Raw genomic sequence first — 17,824 nt, 5'->3', positions numbered from 1 at the left:
GCATGTCCACCATCGGCAGTCAGCTCCTGGAGACCCCCGAACGCCAGGCCCTGCGCCGGGCCGTCGGCGACCTCGGCCGCCGCTACGGCTCCTCCTACTACCTCGCCAAGGCCCGGGCCGGCGAACCCGCCGACGAACTGTGGGCGGAGGCCGGCAAGGCCGGCTACCTCGGCGTCAACCTGCCCGCCGAGTACGGCGGAGGGGGCGGCGGCATCACCGACCTCGCCATCGTCCTGGAGGAACTCGGCACCGCCGGCTGCCCGTTGCTGCTGCTCATCGTCTCCCCGGCGATCTGCGGCACCGTGATCGCCCGCTACGGCACCGAGGAGCAGAAGACCCGCTGGCTGCCCGGCCTGGCCGACGGCAGCCGCAGGATGGCCTTCGGCATCACCGAACCGGACGCCGGCTCCAACGCGCACCGGATCTCCACCGTGGCCCGCCGGGATGGCGAGGACTGGCTGCTGACCGGCCGCAAGGTCTTCGTCTCCGGCATCGACCACTGCGACGCGGTGCTGTTCGTGGCCCGCACCGAGGACGCCCGCACCGGCAAGCTGAAGCCCTGCCTGTTCGTCGTCCCGCGCGAGACCCCCGGCTTCGAGTTCCGGGCGATACCGATGGAGCTCGTCGCCCCGGAGAAGCAGTTCCAGGTCTTCCTGGACGACGTCCGGCTGCCCGCGGACGCCCTGGTGGGCGACGAGAACGCGGGACTGCTCCAGCTGTTCGCCGGCCTCAACCCCGAGCGCATCCTCACCGCGGCCTTCTCGCTCGGCCTCGCCCGCCAGGCGCTCGGCAAGGCGGTGGAGTACGCGAAGACCCGCACGGTCTGGTCCACCCCGATCGGCGCCCACCAGGGCCTGGCCCACCCGCTGGCCCAGTGCGCGGTGGAGATCGAGCTGGCCCGGCTGATGACCCAGAAGGCCGGGCTGCTCTACGACGCGGGCGAGGACCTCGCCGCCGGGGAGGCCGCCAACATGGCCAAGTACGCGGCCGGGGAGGCCGCCGCCCGGACCGTCGACCAGGCGGTGCAGACCCTCGGCGGCAACGGCCTGACCCAGGAGTACGGGCTGGGCGCGCTGCTGGCCGCCACCCGGGTCGGCCGGGTCGCGCCGGTCAGCCGGGAGATGGTGCTCAACTACGTGGCGCAGCACACCCTCGGGCTGCCGAAGTCGTACTGATGAACGCGACCGCGCTCGGGTGTGCGAAAACGGCGGTGCGGTGCTGGTAGCCGGTGCGGCGGTGGTCTCCGCCGCCGCGGGGTGAGCGGCCGTGGCCGGGTGCGGCCGGAGTCGCGGGGCGCGGCGGTCCGGGCGGGTGGTGCACCGCCGGGCCGCCGCGGCCGTTCGGCGCGGCCGACCGCGAGCACGCCGCCGAAGGCCGCGCCGCGGGAGGCCCCGAAGTCCTTGCTCCGCCAAGCCCTTCCGCCCCCGGAACATCCATTCGAGTTTGTCGTGCCCGTCCGGAAGGGAGGACACACCCGTCGCAGCGGTGCCGTCGGTGATCGCGATCGCCCCGGCCAGTACGGTCGCGCTGCCGGTGGGCGGCTGCTGGTCGATCGTCCGGTCGGGCGACCCCTGGGAGCGACCGCGCCACGAACGGTCCATCGCGGGTTCCCCACAATGGCCGAGCCAGACCCCCGACTGTCCGTATGCTCCTGAACGCGCCCCGCACGGAACTGCTCGCCGGTTTTGTTGCTACGTCAACTTCCTTACTGGAGGCTCACCTTGGTGTTCCGAAGCGAGTTCCCCGACGTCTCCGAGGTCGATCTGCCGATCCACGAGGCGGTGCTCGGCGCCGCGGCGCGGCACGGCGACCGCCCGGCCCTGATCGACGGCGTCACCGGCGAGAGCACCAGCTACGCCCAACTCGCCGCCGCCGTCGAGCGGGTGGCCGCCGGGCTGGCCGAGACAGGCGTGCGCCACGGTGACGTCGTCGCCCTCTTCAGCCCCAACTCGACCGCCTACCCGATGGCCTACTTCGGCGTGACCAGGGCCGGCGCCACCGTCACCACGGTCTCCTCCTTCGCCACGCCCACCGACCTGGCCGGCCAGCTGAGCGACAGCGGCGCCCGCTGGCTGGTCACCGTCTCCGCCTTCCTGCCGACCGCCCGTGCGGCCGCCGAACTCCTCTCCGAACAGGGCCGCCCGCTGGCCGAGATCCTCGTCCTGGACGGCGCCGAGGGCCACCGCTCGCTCGCCGACCTGCTGGCCGCCACCGGCCCCGCCCCCGACGTCGCCATCGACCCGGGCGAGGACATCGCCGTGCTGCCCTACTCCAGCGGCACCACCGGCCTGCCCAAGGGCGTGATGCTCACCCACCGCTCGATCGCCACCAACCTCGCCCAGTGCGACGCCCTCTACCGCCCCGCCGAGGGCGAACGGGTGCTCGCCGTCCTGCCGTTCTTCCACATCTACGGGCAGGCCGCGCTGCTCAACCAGCCGCTGCGCTGCGGCGCCACCGTGGTCGTGCTGCCCCGCTTCGACCTGGAGCAGTTCTGCCGCACCGTCCAGGAACACCGGGTGCAGGCCCTGGTGGTGGCCCCGCCGATCGCCCTCGCGCTCGCCCGGCACCCGATCGTGGACCGGTACGACCTCTCCTCCGTCGAGTACCTGCTGTGCGCCGCCGCCCCGCTGGACCACGAACTCGCCCACGCCTGCGCCCGGCGCCTGGGTCTGCCGCACCTGCTCCAGGGCTACGGCATGACCGAGCTCTCCCCGGTCACCCACGTCGTCTCGCCCCGCGAGGGCGACCCCTCGCCCGGCTCGGTCGGCCGGATGGTCCCCTCCACCGAGCTGCGGATCTCCGCCCTGGACGGCTCCGACGGCGACCTCGGCCCCGGCGAACGCGGCGAGCTGCTCATCCGCGGCCCGCAGGTGATGAAGGGCTACCTCGGCCGCCCCTCCGAGACCGCCGCGGTGGTCGACGCCGACGGCTGGCTGCACACCGGCGACGTCGGCTTCGTGGACGAGCGCGGCTACCTGCACATCGTCGACCGGGTCAAGGAACTGATCAAGTACAAGGGCTACCAGGTCGCCCCCGCCGAACTGGAGGCCGTCCTGCTCGGCCACCCGCAGATCACCGACGCCGCCGTCATCGGGATCACGGACGCCGAGGGCACCGAGTGCCCCAAGGCCTTCGTCGTCCGAGCCCCGGGCAGCACCCTGACCGAGGAGGAGGTCACCGGGTACGTCGCCCGGCAGGTCGCCCCCTACAAGAAGGTCCGCGTGGTGGAGTTCGTGGACGCCGTCCCCAAGTCCGCGGCCGGCAAGATCCTCCGCCGCGAACTGCGTGCCCGCGAGGCCGGGCGCGCCGCCGTCCGCTGACCGCCCGGGCCCGCCCCGGCGGCCGAAGACCGGCGCCCGTCTGTGAGGATCTTCCTGCCGCGCCCCGACCGGGACCCGCCGCGCCCCGATCCGAACAGGAACCGCCCGCCGCCATGACCAGCCACCCCGCCGCCCGCACCCCGCAGCAGGACCGCAGCCGAGCCACCAGGGCCCGGCTGCTCGCGGCGGCCGTGGAATGCCTGGCCGAGCTCGGCTGGCACGGCTCCACCGTCACCGTCGTCGCCGAACGGGCCGGCGTCTCCCGCGGCGCGGCCCAGCACCACTTCCCGACCCGCGAGGACCTCTTCACCGCGGCCGTCGAGCACGTCACCGCCGAGCGACTGGCAGCCGTCCGCGCCCACGCGGACGAACTGCCGGCCGCCGGACCCGACCGCACCCGGGCCGTGGTCGACATGATCGTGCGCCTCTACACCGGCCCGCTGTTCCGCGCCGCCCTGCACCTGTGGACCGCCGCCGCCACCGAGGAGGCGCTGCGTGAACGGATCATCGCCCTGGAGGGCCACGTCGGCCGGGAGGCCCACCGGGCCGCCGTGGAGTTCCTCGGCGCCGACGAGAGCCGCCCCGGGGTGCGCGAATCCGTGCAGGCCACGCTGGACCTCGCCCGCGGACTGGGCCTCGCCAACCTCCTCACCGACGACAGCCACCGACGTTCCGGAGTGATCCGGCAGTGGGCGGGCGTTCTGGAGAGTACGCTGCGGCCGGTACGCCCATGACGCCCGTACAACCGGAGCGGCCGGACGCCCCCTGACCAAGGGGTCGCCGGGCGGCCGATGTCCGTGCAGTCTGGAGAAGAACCCCGGCCGGCACGGACCGCGAGGCCCACCCGGCCGGGCACGAGCCGAACCGGGGTGCTGCCTGATCATGCACGGACACGAGTGGGACGCGACCGACGCCGCCCCGGCACCGGGCGGTAATCTCGGACGTCCCGAGGGCGCGCACCCCGAAGGCCACCGGCTCGTCCCGCTCGCGACGGCGCTGCTCCAGGACGACGGACTGATCCTGCACTGGAGCGAGGACGCCGAGGCCCTGCTCGGCTACTCCGCCGAGGAGGCCGTCGGCAGCTACGCCGCCCAGCTGCTCACCGACGAGTCCGACCGCTCCGAGGTGCTCGGCCTCTTCCAGCGGATCATGAGCGGCACCGGCTGGTCCGGCGTGTTCCCGGTGCGCCACCGCGACGGCCACAAGATCGACCTGGAGTTCCGCACCTACCCGATCGCCGGCCCGGGCGGCACCCTGCTGCTGCTCGCCACCGCCTCCGACACCCGCGCCCTGCATGCCGTCGAGGCCGACCTCGCGGTGCTGGACGGCATCTTCGCCCGCTCGCCGATCGGCATGGCCGTCTACGACACCGAACTGCGCTACATCCGGATCAACGAGGCGCTGGCCCGGATGAACGGGGTGCCGGTCGCCGCCCACCTCGGCCGCCGGATATCCGCCGTCCTGCCCGGCATCAACAGCACCGAGATCGAGCAGATCATGCGCCAGGTGCTGAAGACCGGCAAACCCGTGGTGGACGCCCGCTCGCACGGAAGGGTCCCCGGCGACCCCAAGCGGGACCACGCCTGGTCCGCCTCCTACTTCCGGCTGGAGGACTCCACCGGCCGGATCTTCGGGGTCTGCTCCTCGATCATCGACGTCACCGAGCGCTTCCAGGCCGAGGCCCGCGCCGCCCGCGCCCAGGAACGGCTCACCACCATCGCCGAGGCCACCGCCCGGATCGGCACCACCCTCGACCTCCAGCGCACCGCCGAGGAACTGATCGAGGCCGTCGTCCCCCGGTTCGCCGACTTCGCCACCGTCGACCTGCTGGAGCCGGTGCTGCGCGGCGCCGAGCCCACCCCGATCCCCTCCGACCGGAACGTCACCCTGCGTGCCGTCGCCGTCGGGGAGTCCTACGAGAGCGGCCTCGCGCACGCCGTGGACGTGGTCGGCGAGACCTCCGAGTACACCCCCGACCGCAGCTACACCCAGTGCCTGCGCAGCGGGAAGCCGCTGCTGCGCGCCCGCGTGGACGAGGAGGTGCTGCGCGGACTGGTCTCCAGCGAGGACCGGGTGGCCCCCGGGATGGCGGCGGGCATCCACTCGTACCTGATGGTGCCGATCACCGCCCGGGGCATGGTGCTCGGCGGCTCCGAGTTCATCCGGATGCGCAACCCCGAGCCGTTCACCGCCGCCGACGTCGCCCTCGCCGAGGAACTCGTCGCCCGCACCGCGCTGGCGCTCGACAACGCCCGGCTCTACCGCCGCGAGCGGGAGACCGCGCTCACCCTCCAGCGCAGCCTGCTGCCCCAGGAGGTGCACCGCACCCTCGGCCTGGAGATCGCCTACCGCTACCTGCCCAGCAGCGTGGTCAGCGAGGTCGGCGGCGACTGGTTCGACGTGGTGCCGCTGTCCTGCGGGCGGGTCGCCCTGGTGGTCGGCGACGTGATGGGCCACGGCATCCGGGCCGCCGCCACCATGGGCCAGCTGCGCACCGTCGCCCGGACCCTCGCCACCCTCGACATGCCGCCCGAGCAGGTCCTCACCCGGCTGGACGAGACCGCCACGGGAATCGGCGAGGGCCAGTTCGCCACCTGCGTCTGCGCGGTGTACGACCCGCTGGAGCGCACCGTCCAGATCGCCTCGGCCGGGCACCTGCCGCCGGTCCGGGTCGCCCCCGACGGCACCGCCGCCCGGGTGGACGTGCCGCCCGGGGTCCCGCTGGGCGTCGGCGGGGTGGCCTTCGAGTCGATCGAGTTCACCATCCCCGAGGGCGGCATGGTCGCGCTCTACACCGACGGACTGGTCGAGCGGCGCGGCCAGGACCTGGACGCCGGGATCGACCTGCTCGCCCGCACCCTCTCCGGCCCCGGCCGGACCCTGGAGGAGAGCTGCGACGCCGTCCTCGGGGCGCTGGTCACCGACGGCACCGAGGACGACATCGCGATGATCATGGCTCGGGTGCTGCCGCTGCCCGCCGACCGGATCGCCACCCTGCCGCTGTCCGGCGGCGGCCGGCTGCCCGGCAAGGCCCGCCGCTTCACCCGCGCCACCCTGGAGACCTGGGGCCTTTCGGCGCTCACCGACTACGCCGAACTGCTGGTCAGCGAGCTGGTCACGAACGCCCTGCTGCACGCCGACGCCCCGCGCCGGCTGCGGCTGTTCCGCGACCGGGTGCTCACCGTGGAGGTCTCCGACGCCGGCGGCCAGACCCCCCAGCTGCGCCCCTTCGCCGAGCAGGACGAGGGCGGACGCGGGATGGTCCTGGTCAGCGAGCTGGCCCAGCGCTGGGGCAGCCGGCTGACGAGGGACGGCAAGGTGGTCTGGGCGGAGCTGGAAATGCCCTTCGGGGTCTCGTAGGGAACGGCCGTTCCGCGGACGAGAACGGCCGTTCCCCCGGGGGAAACGGCCGTTCTCGGGTACTTCTCCCGCTCCTTCGCGCGCGTCTGCTACGCGTCGACCCTCGGCTGCGCGGCCGGTACCTCGACCGCGTCCCGCGGACCGCCGCCCGTCGCGCCCGCGGGCCCGGACAGCCCGCGCAGCAGCCGCCAGGCCATCACGGCCGCACCGACCAGCAGCGCGGCGGCCAGCAGTCCGGCGCTGTTCATGCCGTGGACGAAGGACTCCCGGGCGCTCGCCAGCAGCGGCTGGGCGAGCTCCGGCGACAGGCCGTGCGCCGTCTCGACGGCCGCGCCCAGCGATTCGCCGGCCCGGGCGGCGGCCGCCGGGTCCGTCCCGGCCGGAACCGCCAGCCCGCTCACGTAGATCGAGCCGACCACCGATCCCACCAGCGCGATGCCGAGCGCGGTGCCCAGCTCGTACGCTGTCTCCGAGACCGCCGAGGCGGCCCCGGCCTTGTCGGCGGGCGCGGCGCGCAGCACCAGGTCGGCGCCGAGCGTGTAGACCACGCCCTCGGCCGTCCCGACCAGCAGGAAGGAGGCGGCCAGCAGCAGGTAGGTGGTGTCCTGCGACAGCCAGCCCAGCACGGCCACGCCCAGCCCCATCGCCAGCAGACAGGCCGTCAGCGCCTTGCGGGCGCCGAAGCGCCGGGCGATCACGGCGGTCAGCAGACCGCCGGCCACCGAGCCCGCGAACGCCGGCAGCTCGGCCAGGCCCGCCTGGAGCGGCTGGTAGCCGCGGACCAGCTGGAGGTACTGCGAGACCACGAAGATCACACCGGAGAGCCCGACCAGGGAGATCAGCGAGGCCGAGACGGCCGCCGTGAACCGCCGGTCGCGGAACAGCCGGACGTCGAGCAGCGGGGTCTCCAGCCGCAGCTGGCGGCGTACGAAGAGGAACAGCGCGGCGGCGCCCAGCACGAAGGCGACCGGCACGTCCCAGCGGTCCACGCCGTGCGCGGCGGCCTCCTTGATCGCGTACACCACGCCGATCACGCCGGCCATCGACAGCAGCACGCTCAGCACGTCCCAGCGGCCCGGCTTCGGGTCCTTGGACTCCGGCAGCAGCCAGGCGCCGGACACCAGCAGCAGGATCACCACCGGGATGTTCATCAGGAACACCGAACCCCACCAGAAGTGCTCCAGCAGCACCCCGCCGAGCACCGGCCCGAGGGCGGCGCCGGCGGTGGCGGCCGCGCCCCAGATGCCGATCGCGGTGGCCCGCTCCCGGTCGTCCGGGAAGAGGCTGCGGATCAGCGAGAGCGTGGAGGGCATGATCGTCGCCCCGGCCACGCCGAGCAGCGCGCGGGCCAGGATCAGCCAGCCGGCGCTCGGCGCGTAGGCGGCCAGCAGCGAGGCGGCGCCGAAGGCGGCGGACCCGGCCAGCAGCAGCTTCTTGCGGCCGATCCGGTCGCTCAGGGCACCCATGCTGACCAGCAGGCCGGCCAGCACGAAGGAGTAGGCGTCGCCGATCCAGAGCAGCTGGGTGCCGCTGGGGCTCAGCGTCTCGCTGATCGACGGGATGGCGAGGGAGAGGACGGTCGCGTCCAGGGCGACCACGGTCACGGCCAGGACGAGGACGGCGAGGCCGGTCCAGCGCTGGCGGGCGGTCAGGGTACTCATGCGCCCACCTCGCTTCGCTCGGCGGGCGCTTCGCACAACGCGCGCCTTTTGATGATTCGCTCGCTTCGCTCGTTCATGGCTTATCGGTATCCGGCCTGTGGGCGGAGGTGCTGGGGGTGGTGGTGCTGAGGGTGGTGGTGCCGGCGGCGGTGGTGCCGTCGGTGGGCGCGGCGGTGCGGACGTCCGGTCTGCGCAGCGCGCCGCCGAGGAACAGCTCGGTGAGCGAGAAGGCGGCGTCGCGCGGGGCGAGCCGCCCGTCCTGGATGGACCAGCCGACGCCGGCCACCAGGTCGAAGAAGGCCTCGCTCAGCCAGGCGGCGCTCAGCTCGATGCGGAACACGCCCTGCTGCTGACCGCGCAGGAAGAGCGTGTGCAGCCGGGCGATCTGGACCTCCCAGAGGTCGTTGATGTCGTCGTGCTCGTAGAGCTGGTTCTCACCGGCCAGGAAGGCGCAGAGCATGGCGTCCGGGACGGAGGCGTCCACCAGGCGGCGCAGTGCGGCCTCGGCGTCGCCCTGCTCGACCTCGGCGGTGTCCAGCGCGGCGGCGAAGCGGCGCAGCCCGAGCAGGCCGACCTCGCGGATCAGCGCGTCGCGCCCCGGGAAGATCCGGTGCAGGGTGGCGCGGCTGATGCCGGCGGCGCGCGCGATCTCGTCGAGGTGGGCGCTTGGGCGGCGGGAGAGCACGCCGACGGCGGCTTCCAGGACGGTGTCGCGGTCGGTGGCCATGAGCCGAGTCTAGTTCATGTGAGACATGGATGTCTCATTCTTTTGTTCGAGCTCTCATCTGAGGCGTGAAGTCTCGGTGGGCGGGCAGCAAAAAACCGGGGACGGTGGTGTACCGTCCCCGGTCCGGGGTGCCCGCCGGCTCCGGCCGCCGCGGGACAGCGGCGGCGGACCGGCCAGGGCCTCAGCTCTGGTTGTAGAAGCCGGTGTCGTCCATCGGGCGGTCGATCACCATGACCTCGACGTCGGCCGGGGTGAGCAGGAAGACCCGTCGGGCGATCCGCTCGATGCCGCCCCGGGTGCCGAAGATCAGCCCGGAGGCGAAGTCGACCATGCGCTTGGCCTCGGGCTCCTCCATCTCGGTGAGGTCCATGACCACCGGGATGCTCGCCCGGATGTGCTCACCGACCGTCCGGGCCGCCTCGAAGCCCGTCGGCCGCAGGGAGACGATCTTCGCGGGCGCGGGGACGGCCGGAACCGTCTCCTGATCCACCCACTCGTCGTCGTACACCGCGGCCGGGTAGTTCCCCGAGGGCATCAGCCACCCGTTGTGGTGCTCGTCGCGAAGTGCTCCCATGCCGCGCCTCCCTGCCTCGTCCCGTCCTGGTCCCCCCGGGGCGCGTGCCGTTCTTGACACGTCATCCACTCGTCGGAACTGTCCGAGTATCGCACTGTTCACCGGTCCCGTGCCCGCTCGCAACCCCCGTACGAGTCGTGCCGCGCCGGAAACCCGGGCGAACCCGGGCACATCCAGTGACGCGGCGCGGCCACCGTACGGTTGCGCGCGTTGACCTTATCGGTCGCGGTCACGGCGTAATTGACCTTCTGTCAACAATGCGGAAACGATTTCACCCGTCGCGTCACCCGCCTCGTCACTCGCCGGTCGAACCGTCGATCAATTCGCGCAGAAGATCCGCGTGGCCGTTGTGTCGCGCGTACTCCTCGATCATGTGGGTGAGGATCCAGCGCAGCGTCACCGGCTCGCCGCGGCGAGGGTTCTTGCCGACGGTGTCCAGCGGCAGACCGTCGGCGGCACCGCGGGCGGCCTCGACCTCGGCCCGCCAGACGGCGAAGTCGGCCGCGACGTCGGCGGTGTCGACGTCGTCGAAGTCGGCGTCCTCGTTCTCCTCGGTCCAGAAGTGCCCCGAGGTGAGCTCCCCGCCGAGCAGGACGGACTGGAACCAGTACCGCTCCACCTCGGCCATGTGCCGGACCAGGCCCAGCAGCGAGAGGTTCGACGGCGGGACGGACCGCAGCCGCAGCTGGTCGTCGGTCAGACCCTCGGTCTTGAGGGCGAGGGTGCGGCGGTGGTAGTCGAGGAAGGCGGTCAGGGTGGCGGCCTCGTCGGCCGTCATCGGCGGGTCCACCCGCTGGTTCGCTTCGGTCATGCGCGCCATCCTGGCGTCCGGCGGCGCGGGGACGCGAACGATTTTGCTCCCGGGCCCTCTGGAACGGGCCCTGTGGAGTGGGCCCCGCGGGGCCGCTCAGCCGGCCGTCGCCCGGCGGTGGGACCGGGCCGTCCGCCAGAGGCCCACCACGCTGCCCAGCACCAGCAGGGCGATCACCCCCGCCGACAGCAGGAAGGCCGCCGAGCCCGGCCGGCCCGCGCTGGCCGCCGCCGTGACGTACACCGCGGTGGTCGGCACCACGCCGATCGCGGTGGCCAGCACGAACGGCAGGAAGCGGACCCCGGAGAAGGCGGCGCCGTAGTTGGCCGCCTGGAACGGCATGCCCGGCAGCAGCCGCAGCACCAGCACGCTGCGGAAGCCCTGCTCGGTGAACCGCCGGTCCAGCGCCCCGAGCACCTTGCCGCGCAGGTACGGGCGCAGCGCCTCGCGGCCGAGGCCCCGGCCGAGCCCGAAGGCCAGGGCCGCGCCCACGGTGGTGCCGAGCACCGCCAGCAGCACGCCCTGCTGGATGCCGAGCAGCAGCCCGGCCACCGCGTTCAGCGCCGGCCGGGGCACGAAGGCGAGCGTCCCCACCGCGTAGACCAGCGCGAACAGCGGGCCGAACCAGTACCCCGGCATCCGGTCCGCCAGCCCGCCGGACAGCAGCTCCGTCGGGCTCCACAGCAGCAGCGACCCGGCCGCCGCCGCGAGCACCACCACCAGCAGGGCGAACCGCCACCACGGGGAACGCGGTGCGGCGGCGGGCGCCTGCGGCACGACGGGCGGCGCGGGAACGGCATCGGGCTCGAACACCGCCCGAGCCTAACCCGCGCCCCGGGCCCGCCCTCGCCCCGGCCCCGCCCGCGCCTCGACCCGGCCCTCGGTCGATGTCCGGGGGAGGGGTTCAGCTCGGTCGGGCGAGGAATCCCAGCAGGCGCTGCCACGAGTCCCGGGCCGCGTCGGCGTGTTCGACGGCGGCGAGCTCGAAGAAGTTGTGCGGTGCCCCCGGATAGCGGACGAACTCGTGCGGGCAGCCGGCCGTGGTGAGCGCCGCGTCGAAGGCCTCGACGGTGTCGGCCGGGATGTGCTCGTCGGCGCCGCCCCAGAAGGCGAGGATCGGGGCGGTCAGCTCCCCGGCGAGCTGGGTGGGCCCCGGGGCGCCGTTGAGGGTGTCCGGGTAGCCGTAGTAGCCGATGGCGCCGGCCAGGCCGAAGCGCGGTGCTGCGGTGCGGAAGGCCTGCCGGCCGCCGAAGCAGAAGCCGAGCGCGACGACCTCGGCCGGCCCGACGGCGCGCAGCCGCTCCACCGCGGCGGTGATGTCGGCGTCCAGCCCTTCGGGGGTGAGCGCGAGCAGGTGGGGGAGCAGGTTCGGCAGTTCGCCGAATTCCGCCGGGCGCTTTTCCGGGACGGCTCCGGCGGTGCGGCCGTAATAGTCGAGGACGAGGGCCGGATGGCCCTGTTCGGCGAGCCGGGCGGCGGTCTGGCGGTAGAACGGGGAGAGGCCCTTGTTGTCCGGCAGGACGAGCACCCCGGCTCCGGTGGCGATCTCCGGCCGGGCCAGGAAGGCGCCGAACCGGGTGCCGTCAGCCGAGGTCAGGGTGAGTGGGGCGGCCTCGGCCAGGGCCCACGGGGCGGGGCCGAAGGCGGGCGGGGCGGCGTCCGGGTCGTAGCACACGGGGAATCCCTCTCGCGGATCACGAAGAGCACGAAGAGCACGAAAGCGCTGAGAGCATGAAGAGCGCGAAAGCGCCAAGAGTGCGAAAACCGCCGGGCGCGGAGTGCGCCCGGCGGTTCGAGACCTTAGCGGGAAATTCCCTCAGGAATTCACCATCATATCGCGGAGAGATCTTTTCCGGAAGGCTTTTCCGGTGACATCGCGGTCACGTTTTCGCCGCCGGAATTCCGTTCGGCCAGCCGCAGGGCCCCGGCGCTCAGCAGCAGGGCGAAGGCGAGCGCGGTGACCAGGCCGAAGGAGACGGTCAGCGAGGTGGCCTGGGCGAGGGTGCCGATGACCGCGGGGGCGATCAGGCCGGAGGTGTAGGTGACGGTGGCGACGCCCGCGATGGCCTGGCTGGGGTTGGTGCCGATCCGGCCGGCCGCGGCGAAGGCGAGCGGGACGATCACCGCGATGCCGACGCCGATCAGGGCGAAGCCGGGGATGGCCAGCGCCGGGCTGTCCGCGGCGACCACCAGCAGGCCGCCGGCGGTGGCGACGGCGCCGCCGATGCGGGTGGCGCGCACGGCGCCGAGGCGGCGGATCGCCGCGTCCCCGGCGAGCCGGCTGACGGCCATGGTGAGCGAGAAGGCGGTGTACGAGGCGGCGGCGACGGTGGCGGAGGCTCCGGTGACGTCCCGCAGGTAGACGCCGCTCCAGTCCATCGAGGCGCCCTCGGCGAAGACCGCGCAGAAGCCGACCAGTCCGATCACCAGCGAGCTGCGCGGCGGCAGTGCGAAGCGCGGCGGCTCCTCCGCGCCCTCGTGCGCCCGGATGTCGGGCAGGCCGCGGCAGACGGGCTGGGCGAGCGCGAGCAGGATCAGCGCGGTGACGGCCAGCTGGATGCGGGCGTCGAGGTCCAGGTGGGCGGCGAGGATGCCGAAGGGGGAGGCCAGCAGGCCGCCCGCGCTCCACATCCCGTGCAGGCCGGACATGATCGAGCGGCCGAGCCGCTCCTCGATCTCCACGCCCTGGGCGTTCATCGCGACGTCCGCCATCCCGGCCGTGGCGCCGTACACCAGCAGCGCCGCGCACAGTGCCGGCAGCGAGGGGGCGAGTGCGGGCAGGGCGAGGGCCAGGCACCAGAGCGAGATCAGCCCGCGCACCGCGGCCCGGCCGCCGTAGCGGTGCACGAAGCGGCCGGCCAGCGGCATGGCGAGGGAGGAGCCGACGGCGGGCATGACCAGGGCCAGGCCGAGCTGGCCGGCCGAGAGGTCGAGGTGGTGCTGGATCCAGGGGATGCGGGTGACGAAGCTGCCGGTGACGGCCCCGTGCACGCCGAAGACCAGCGCGATGCTCGCCCGGGCCCGGCGCGGTGCGGTCAGCGGCTCCGGCGGTGGTGGTGCGGTGGTCCCGCTCATGGGGTTGTTCCCTCCCGGTCGCGCGGTGAGGGGCGCGACAGTGCCCTGTGACGGTCGATAAATTATCAGGAAGGGACCCTGATAGAAATGCTCTGGAAGGATGATCTGCCATGACCACCGCGCGTACGGCCACGCCGAGTACCGCCCGGGCGATCAACGACCGGCTGGCGCTCAACTTCCTGCTCGAACACGGTGCGCTGACCGCGACCGAGCTGCGCGACCTCACCGGCCTGTCCCGGCCGACCGTCGCCGACCTGCTCGACCGCCTCCAGCGCACCGGCCTGGTGGCCGTCGTCGGCGAGCGCGGCGAACAGCGGCGCGGCCCCAACGCCCGCCTCTACGCGCTGGTCGCCTCCCGGGCCCACCTCGCCGCCTTCGACGTCCGCTCCGGCGGCGTCAGCCTGGTCGTCGCCGACCTCGCCGGGCGCAGCCTGGCGACCGCCGAGGTCCCGGTCGACGGCGACGGCGGGCCCGACACCGCCCGGACGATCGTCGCCACCCTGCTCGACACCGCCCGCGGCGCCGGCGTCGAACGGCTGCACACCGTCGCGGTCGGCGCCCCCGGGCTGGTCGACCCGGCCACCGGCCGGCTCCAGAGCACCGGAAACCTCCCCGCCTGGCACGCCGAACTCCTCGCCGCGCTGCGGGAGCTGCCCGGCACCGAGGTGATCCCGGAGAACGAGGTCAACCTGGCCGGCCGGGCCGAGTACCGGGTCGGCGCCGCGCGCGACCGCGACACCTTCGTGCTGCTCTGGCTCGGCCACAGCGTCGGCGCCGCCGTGATCCTGGACGGGCGGCTGCGCCGGGGCTTCTCCGGCGGCACCGGCGAGATCTGCTTCCTGCCCGTGCCCGGCACCGTCGGCCTGCCCAGCGCCGACAGCTGCGAAGGCGGCTTCCACGGCCTGGTCGGCAGTGCCGCGATCTGCGCGCTGGCCCGCGCCCACGGGCTGCCCGCCGACCCGGTCGGGGACGCCCCCGCCGCCGAGGCCGCCGTCCGGGCCGCCCTGGCGGCCGGCGCGGAGGGCGAGGACTTCCTGGACGAGCTGGCCGAGCGGATCGCCATCGGAGCGGCGAGCGTCTGCGTGGTGCTGGACCCCGGCTGCGTGGTGCTCGGCGGCGAGATCGGCCGGGCCGGCGGGCCGGAGCTGGCCGGCCGGGTCGAGCGGCGGCTGGCCCGGCTCTCCCCGCTGAGCACCGAGGTGCGGGCCGGCACGGCGGGCGGCGGCGCGGTGCTCGCCGGGGCGGTGCTCACCGCCGGGGACGCGGTGCGGCGCGACCTCTTCGGCGAGCCGTGACGGCCCTCGGGCCCGTCCGCGGACTTCCGCGGGCAGGAGCCCGAGGACAAGCCCTGAGGTGATCACCCTCGTCGTCCGTACGGCAGGATGGCGCGGGGGCATTCACCCCCTGATCCCGAACCACCGTCAGGAGACGCTCATGGGCCAGCCCGAGGCGCCGGCCAACCCGTACCGCATCGGCGAGGCCGCGGCGCTGCTCGGCGTCAGCGCCGACACCATGCGGCGCTGGGTGGACGCCGGGCGGGTCGCCGCCGCGCGGGACGAGAACGGGCACCGGATCATCCCGGGGGCCGAGCTCGCCGCCTTCGCCCGGGAGCTGGCCCGGCCGGAGAACTCCGAGGCCGAGGGCCGGCCGTCCTCGGCGCGCAACCGCTTCCCGGGGATCGTCACCCATGTGGTGCTCGGTGACGTGGCCGCGCAGGTGGAGATCCAGGCCGGGCCGTTCCGGGTGGTGTCCCTGATCAGCCGGGAGTCGGCGGAGGAGCTGAACCTGGTGCCCGGCGCACCGGCCACGGCGGTCATCAAGTCCACCAATGTGATGATCGAACGACGCTGACCGGTCCAGCCGTACGAGCCCTATGAGCGGCCCGAGCGGCCCGAGCCGTACGAGCCGTACGAGCCGCCCGAGTCCCGGAACCGAACGAGAGGCCCGGATGCCACCCCCGCACCTGCCGACCACCCAGAGCGCCGTGCTCGCGATCGAGGCCGTGGCCCACCGGCACGGCCGCACCGTCCGCGCCCAGCACGACATCGGCCGCGACCAGACCTTCGCCGGTCTGGTCGGCCCGGGAGGCCCGGGCGGTTCGGGCGGCCCGGACGGGGAGCCGGACGCCATCCCGCACGAGGCCCTGCTGGAGTTCGACGGCCGCCCCGCCGTCACCGTCCGGCTGTTCACCCACGACGAGGTCACCGTGACCGTCGAGGGCATCGCCTTCGACGTCGACCGCGACCGCGTCCCCGGCTTCCTGAACGCCCTCTGGTCCGACCTGGTGCACGTCAAGGCGCGCACCTTCCCGCCGTCCACCACGCTGATCATCACCGTCCCGGGCGAACCGAGCCACCGCGAGGGCATCGGCGTCCACGACCTCACCCCCTGGCTCGCTGAGAGGATCAGATGACCGTCGCCAAGCCGCTCGCCGTCGCCCACCGCGGTGACCCGTACCGCTACCGCGAGAACACCCTGCCCTCCGTCGAGTCCGCGCTCGCCGCCGGGGCCGACGCCGTCGAGGTGGACGTCCAGCTCACCCGCGACCGGGTGCCCGTGCTGCTGCACGACCGCACCCTGGAGCGGCTCTGGGGGGACCCCCGGACGATCGACCGGGTCACCGCCGAACAGCTGGAGGAGCTGCGGCAGGGGCCGCTGGCCGTCCCCACGTTGGCCGAGGCGCTCAAGGCGGTGACCGCCGTCGACGGCCGCCGACTGCTGATCGACCTGGACGACGCCGGACCGGCCGCGGCCACCTGGTCGGTGGTCACCGGGCTCGGCGCCGAACGCGCCGTCGCCTTCTGCGGCCCGACCGCCGCCATGCTCGCGGTGCGCGAGCTGAGCCCGGACGCCGAGATCGCGCTCACCTGGAAGCAGCCCAGGATGCCCGTGCGCGCCCTGCTGGACGACCTGCGCCCGCGCTACCTCAACCCGCCGTTCGGCCTGGTCACCCCCGAGTTCACCGCCGCCGCGGCGGACCAGGGCCTCGCCGTCTCCACCTGGACCGCCGACCTGCGCCGCACCATGCGCCGACTGCGCGAGGCCGGCGTCGCCTCCATCACCACCAACCGGATCGGCGTGCTGCGCTCCGTGCTGGACGGCCGCCGGTGACCGCACCGGTCCTGGGCCGGCGGGCGCTCGGCCGCGCCCTGCTGGCCCGCCAGCACCTGCTCGCCCGCACCGACCAGGCGCCCGCCGCCCTGATCCACCACCTCGGCGGCCTCCAGGCCCAGGCCGCGCCCCAGCCGCCCTACCTCGGCCTGCTCGCCCGGCTCGACGGCTTCACGCCCGAGCGGCTGAGCACGCTGATCGAGCAGCGCGCGGTGGTCCGCGTCGCCCTCCAGCGCGGCACCATCCACCTCGTCACCGCCGAGGACTGCCTGACGCTGCGCCCGCTCCTCCAGCCGATGCTGGAGCAGGCGCTGCGCACCACCTACGGCAAGCGGCTGACCGGCCTGGACCTGGACGCGCTCGCCGCCGAGGCCCGCGCCCTGGTCGAGGAGCGGCCGCGCACCTTCCAGCAGCTCGGCGCGCTGCTCGCCGAGAGCCGCCCGGACCGCGACCCGGCCGCCCTCGCCCAGGCCGCCCGCTGCCGGCTGCCGCTGGTGCAGGTCCCGCCGCGCGGGCTGTGGGGGCGCGGCGGCCCGGCCGCCCACACCACCGCCGAGGCCTGGCTCGGCCGCCCGCTCGACCCGTCACCCAGCCCGGACGACCTGGTGCTGCGCTACCTCGCCGCCTTCGGCCCCGCCTCCGCGGCCGACCTGCGCAAGTGGTGCGGCCTGGCCGGCCTCGCCCCGGTGCTGCGGCGGCTCGCACCGCGCCTGGCGGCCTTCCGGGACGACCAGGGGCGGCAGCTGTACGACCTGCCCGAGGCACCCCGCCCCGACGAGGACACCCCCGCGCCGGTCCGGCTGGTCGCCCCGTTCGACAACCTGCTGCTCTCGCACGCCGACCGCACCCGGGTGTTGCCCGAGGAGTACCGGGGCCGGGTGATGACCCAGAACGGCATCGTGCACGGGACGCTCCTGGTGGACGGGCTGGTCGCCGGGACCTGGCGGCTGACCGGCGAGCGGGAGGTGGGCGTGGTCCCGTTCGCTCCGCTGTGCCGGGCCGACCGGCAGGCGGCCGAGGCCGAGGCGCGGCGGGTCCTGGCCTTCGCGGGGGCGGGCGAGGACGGCGCGGTGCGGTTCGAGGACGGGCCCGGGTAGCTCGTTCGGGTGCTCCCGGCCGGTCCGCCGCGCGGCCCGTCGGAACCTCTGCTGAGCTGGGGCGGTTCGGAATCGTCGAAACCCCCGG

Annotated in this window: 16 protein-coding genes; 9 read left to right on the top strand and 7 right to left on the bottom strand. The window is 74.3% G+C overall.

The genetic code is table 11. The features are described 5' to 3' along the window. The first annotated feature begins 2 nt into the window (after positions 1–2). The 4 genes from ACFWP2_RS12470 to ACFWP2_RS12455 all read left to right on the top strand — a co-directional run bounded on the left by ACFWP2_RS12470 (position 3) and on the right by ACFWP2_RS12455 (position 6,680). A complete protein-coding gene (locus ACFWP2_RS12470) occupies positions 3–1,175 on the top strand; it encodes an acyl-CoA dehydrogenase family protein (RefSeq protein WP_380450339.1) in 1,173 nt (390 codons plus the stop codon). Between the two features lie 546 nt (positions 1,176–1,721). Further along, positions 1,722–3,320, top strand: a complete 1,599-nt coding sequence (locus tag ACFWP2_RS12465; protein WP_380450338.1) for a 4-coumarate--CoA ligase family protein — start codon at positions 1,722–1,724, stop codon at positions 3,318–3,320. Positions 3,321–3,433: 113 nt separating this feature from the next. Further along, complete coding sequence (locus ACFWP2_RS12460) at positions 3,434–4,054, top strand: TetR/AcrR family transcriptional regulator (RefSeq protein ID WP_380450337.1); 621 nt, start codon at positions 3,434–3,436, stop codon at positions 4,052–4,054. 148 nt (positions 4,055–4,202) lie between these two features. Then, on the top strand, positions 4,203–6,680 hold the full coding sequence (locus ACFWP2_RS12455; RefSeq protein WP_380450336.1) for a SpoIIE family protein phosphatase: 2,478 nt from the start codon (positions 4,203–4,205) through the stop codon (positions 6,678–6,680). A gap of 89 nt (positions 6,681–6,769) precedes the next feature. Here the strand turns inward: ACFWP2_RS12455 and ACFWP2_RS12450 are convergent, their stop codons facing one another. The 7 genes from ACFWP2_RS12450 to ACFWP2_RS12420 all read right to left on the bottom strand — a co-directional run bounded on the left by ACFWP2_RS12450 (position 6,770) and on the right by ACFWP2_RS12420 (position 13,528). Then, positions 6,770–8,341: an MFS transporter gene (locus ACFWP2_RS12450; protein ID WP_380450335.1), complete on the bottom strand. Its 1,572-nt coding sequence runs from the start codon at positions 8,339–8,341 to the stop codon at positions 6,770–6,772. Between the two features lie 73 nt (positions 8,342–8,414). Further along, positions 8,415–9,068 carry a TetR/AcrR family transcriptional regulator gene (locus ACFWP2_RS12445; RefSeq protein ID WP_380450334.1) on the bottom strand — a complete coding sequence of 218 codons (654 nt, stop codon included), beginning with the start codon at positions 9,066–9,068 and terminating at the stop codon, positions 8,415–8,417. Between the two features lie 181 nt (positions 9,069–9,249). Continuing rightward, positions 9,250–9,642, bottom strand: a complete 393-nt coding sequence (locus ACFWP2_RS12440; protein WP_380450333.1) for a cell division protein SepF — start codon at positions 9,640–9,642, stop codon at positions 9,250–9,252. 295 nt (positions 9,643–9,937) lie between these two features. Further along, a complete protein-coding gene (locus ACFWP2_RS12435; protein WP_380450332.1) occupies positions 9,938–10,453 on the bottom strand; it encodes a DinB family protein in 516 nt (171 codons plus the stop codon). A 96-nt stretch (positions 10,454–10,549) separates the two neighbouring features. Further along, positions 10,550–11,266, bottom strand: coding sequence for a TVP38/TMEM64 family protein (locus tag ACFWP2_RS12430; protein WP_380450331.1), 717 nt, complete (start codon positions 11,264–11,266; stop codon positions 10,550–10,552). A gap of 91 nt (positions 11,267–11,357) precedes the next feature. Continuing rightward, complete coding sequence (locus tag ACFWP2_RS12425; RefSeq protein ID WP_380450330.1) at positions 11,358–12,128, bottom strand: dienelactone hydrolase family protein; 771 nt, start codon at positions 12,126–12,128, stop codon at positions 11,358–11,360. Positions 12,129–12,283: 155 nt separating this feature from the next. Beyond that, positions 12,284–13,528 carry an MFS transporter gene (locus tag ACFWP2_RS12420; RefSeq protein WP_380450329.1) on the bottom strand — a complete coding sequence of 415 codons (1,245 nt, stop codon included), beginning with the start codon at positions 13,526–13,528 and terminating at the stop codon, positions 12,284–12,286. A gap of 110 nt (positions 13,529–13,638) precedes the next feature. On the opposite strand from ACFWP2_RS12420, the gene ACFWP2_RS12415 reads away from it, so the two are divergent. From ACFWP2_RS12415 to ACFWP2_RS12395, 5 genes are all read left to right on the top strand, one after another. After that, complete coding sequence (locus ACFWP2_RS12415) at positions 13,639–14,823, top strand: ROK family transcriptional regulator (RefSeq protein WP_380450328.1); 1,185 nt, start codon at positions 13,639–13,641, stop codon at positions 14,821–14,823. A 139-nt stretch (positions 14,824–14,962) separates the two neighbouring features. Continuing rightward, positions 14,963–15,379: a molybdopterin-binding protein gene (locus ACFWP2_RS12410; protein ID WP_380450327.1), complete on the top strand. Its 417-nt coding sequence runs from the start codon at positions 14,963–14,965 to the stop codon at positions 15,377–15,379. Positions 15,380–15,476: 97 nt separating this feature from the next. Continuing rightward, entirely contained in the window at positions 15,477–15,941 is a 465-nt protein-coding gene (locus ACFWP2_RS12405; protein ID WP_380450326.1) for a hypothetical protein, read from the top strand. Further along, a complete protein-coding gene (locus ACFWP2_RS12400) occupies positions 15,938–16,639 on the top strand; it encodes a glycerophosphodiester phosphodiesterase (protein WP_380450325.1) in 702 nt (233 codons plus the stop codon). Before ACFWP2_RS12405 ends, ACFWP2_RS12400 begins: the two co-directional genes overlap by 4 nt. Continuing rightward, a complete protein-coding gene (locus tag ACFWP2_RS12395; RefSeq protein WP_380450324.1) occupies positions 16,636–17,736 on the top strand; it encodes a winged helix DNA-binding domain-containing protein in 1,101 nt (366 codons plus the stop codon). Before ACFWP2_RS12400 ends, ACFWP2_RS12395 begins: the two co-directional genes overlap by 4 nt. Positions 17,737–17,824 lie beyond the last annotated feature (88 nt).

It is taken from the genome of Kitasatospora sp. NPDC058444, assembly GCF_042721415.1.
Classification (GTDB): Bacteria; Actinomycetota; Actinomycetes; order Streptomycetales; family Streptomycetaceae; genus Kitasatospora.
Note: the sequence above shows the minus strand (reverse complement) of the source record. Positions and strands in the feature narration are given on the sequence as shown.

Bases quoted from the DNA above. Each gene is read 5' to 3' on its own strand.
- ACFWP2_RS12435 (WP_380450332.1), bottom strand. From the start codon at position 10,453: ATGACCGAAGCGAACCAGCGGGTGGACCCGCCGATGACGGCCGACGAG.
- ACFWP2_RS12445 (WP_380450334.1), bottom strand. From the start codon at position 9,068: ATGGCCACCGACCGCGACACCGTCCTGGAAGCCGCCGTCGGCGTGCTC.
- ACFWP2_RS12415 (WP_380450328.1), top strand. From the start codon at position 13,639: ATGACCACCGCGCGTACGGCCACGCCGAGTACCGCCCGGGCGATCAAC.
- ACFWP2_RS12455 (WP_380450336.1), top strand. From the start codon at position 4,203: ATGCACGGACACGAGTGGGACGCGACCGACGCCGCCCCGGCACCGGGC.
- ACFWP2_RS12405 (WP_380450326.1), top strand. From the start codon at position 15,477: ATGCCACCCCCGCACCTGCCGACCACCCAGAGCGCCGTGCTCGCGATC.
- ACFWP2_RS12420 (WP_380450329.1), bottom strand. From the start codon at position 13,528: ATGAGCGGGACCACCGCACCACCACCGCCGGAGCCGCTGACCGCACCG.
- ACFWP2_RS12400 (WP_380450325.1), top strand. From the start codon at position 15,938: ATGACCGTCGCCAAGCCGCTCGCCGTCGCCCACCGCGGTGACCCGTAC.
- ACFWP2_RS12440 (WP_380450333.1), bottom strand. From the start codon at position 9,642: ATGGGAGCACTTCGCGACGAGCACCACAACGGGTGGCTGATGCCCTCG.
- ACFWP2_RS12450 (WP_380450335.1), bottom strand. From the start codon at position 8,341: ATGAGTACCCTGACCGCCCGCCAGCGCTGGACCGGCCTCGCCGTCCTC.
- ACFWP2_RS12460 (WP_380450337.1), top strand. From the start codon at position 3,434: ATGACCAGCCACCCCGCCGCCCGCACCCCGCAGCAGGACCGCAGCCGA.
- ACFWP2_RS12410 (WP_380450327.1), top strand. From the start codon at position 14,963: ATGGGCCAGCCCGAGGCGCCGGCCAACCCGTACCGCATCGGCGAGGCC.
- ACFWP2_RS12470 (WP_380450339.1), top strand. From the start codon at position 3: ATGTCCACCATCGGCAGTCAGCTCCTGGAGACCCCCGAACGCCAGGCC.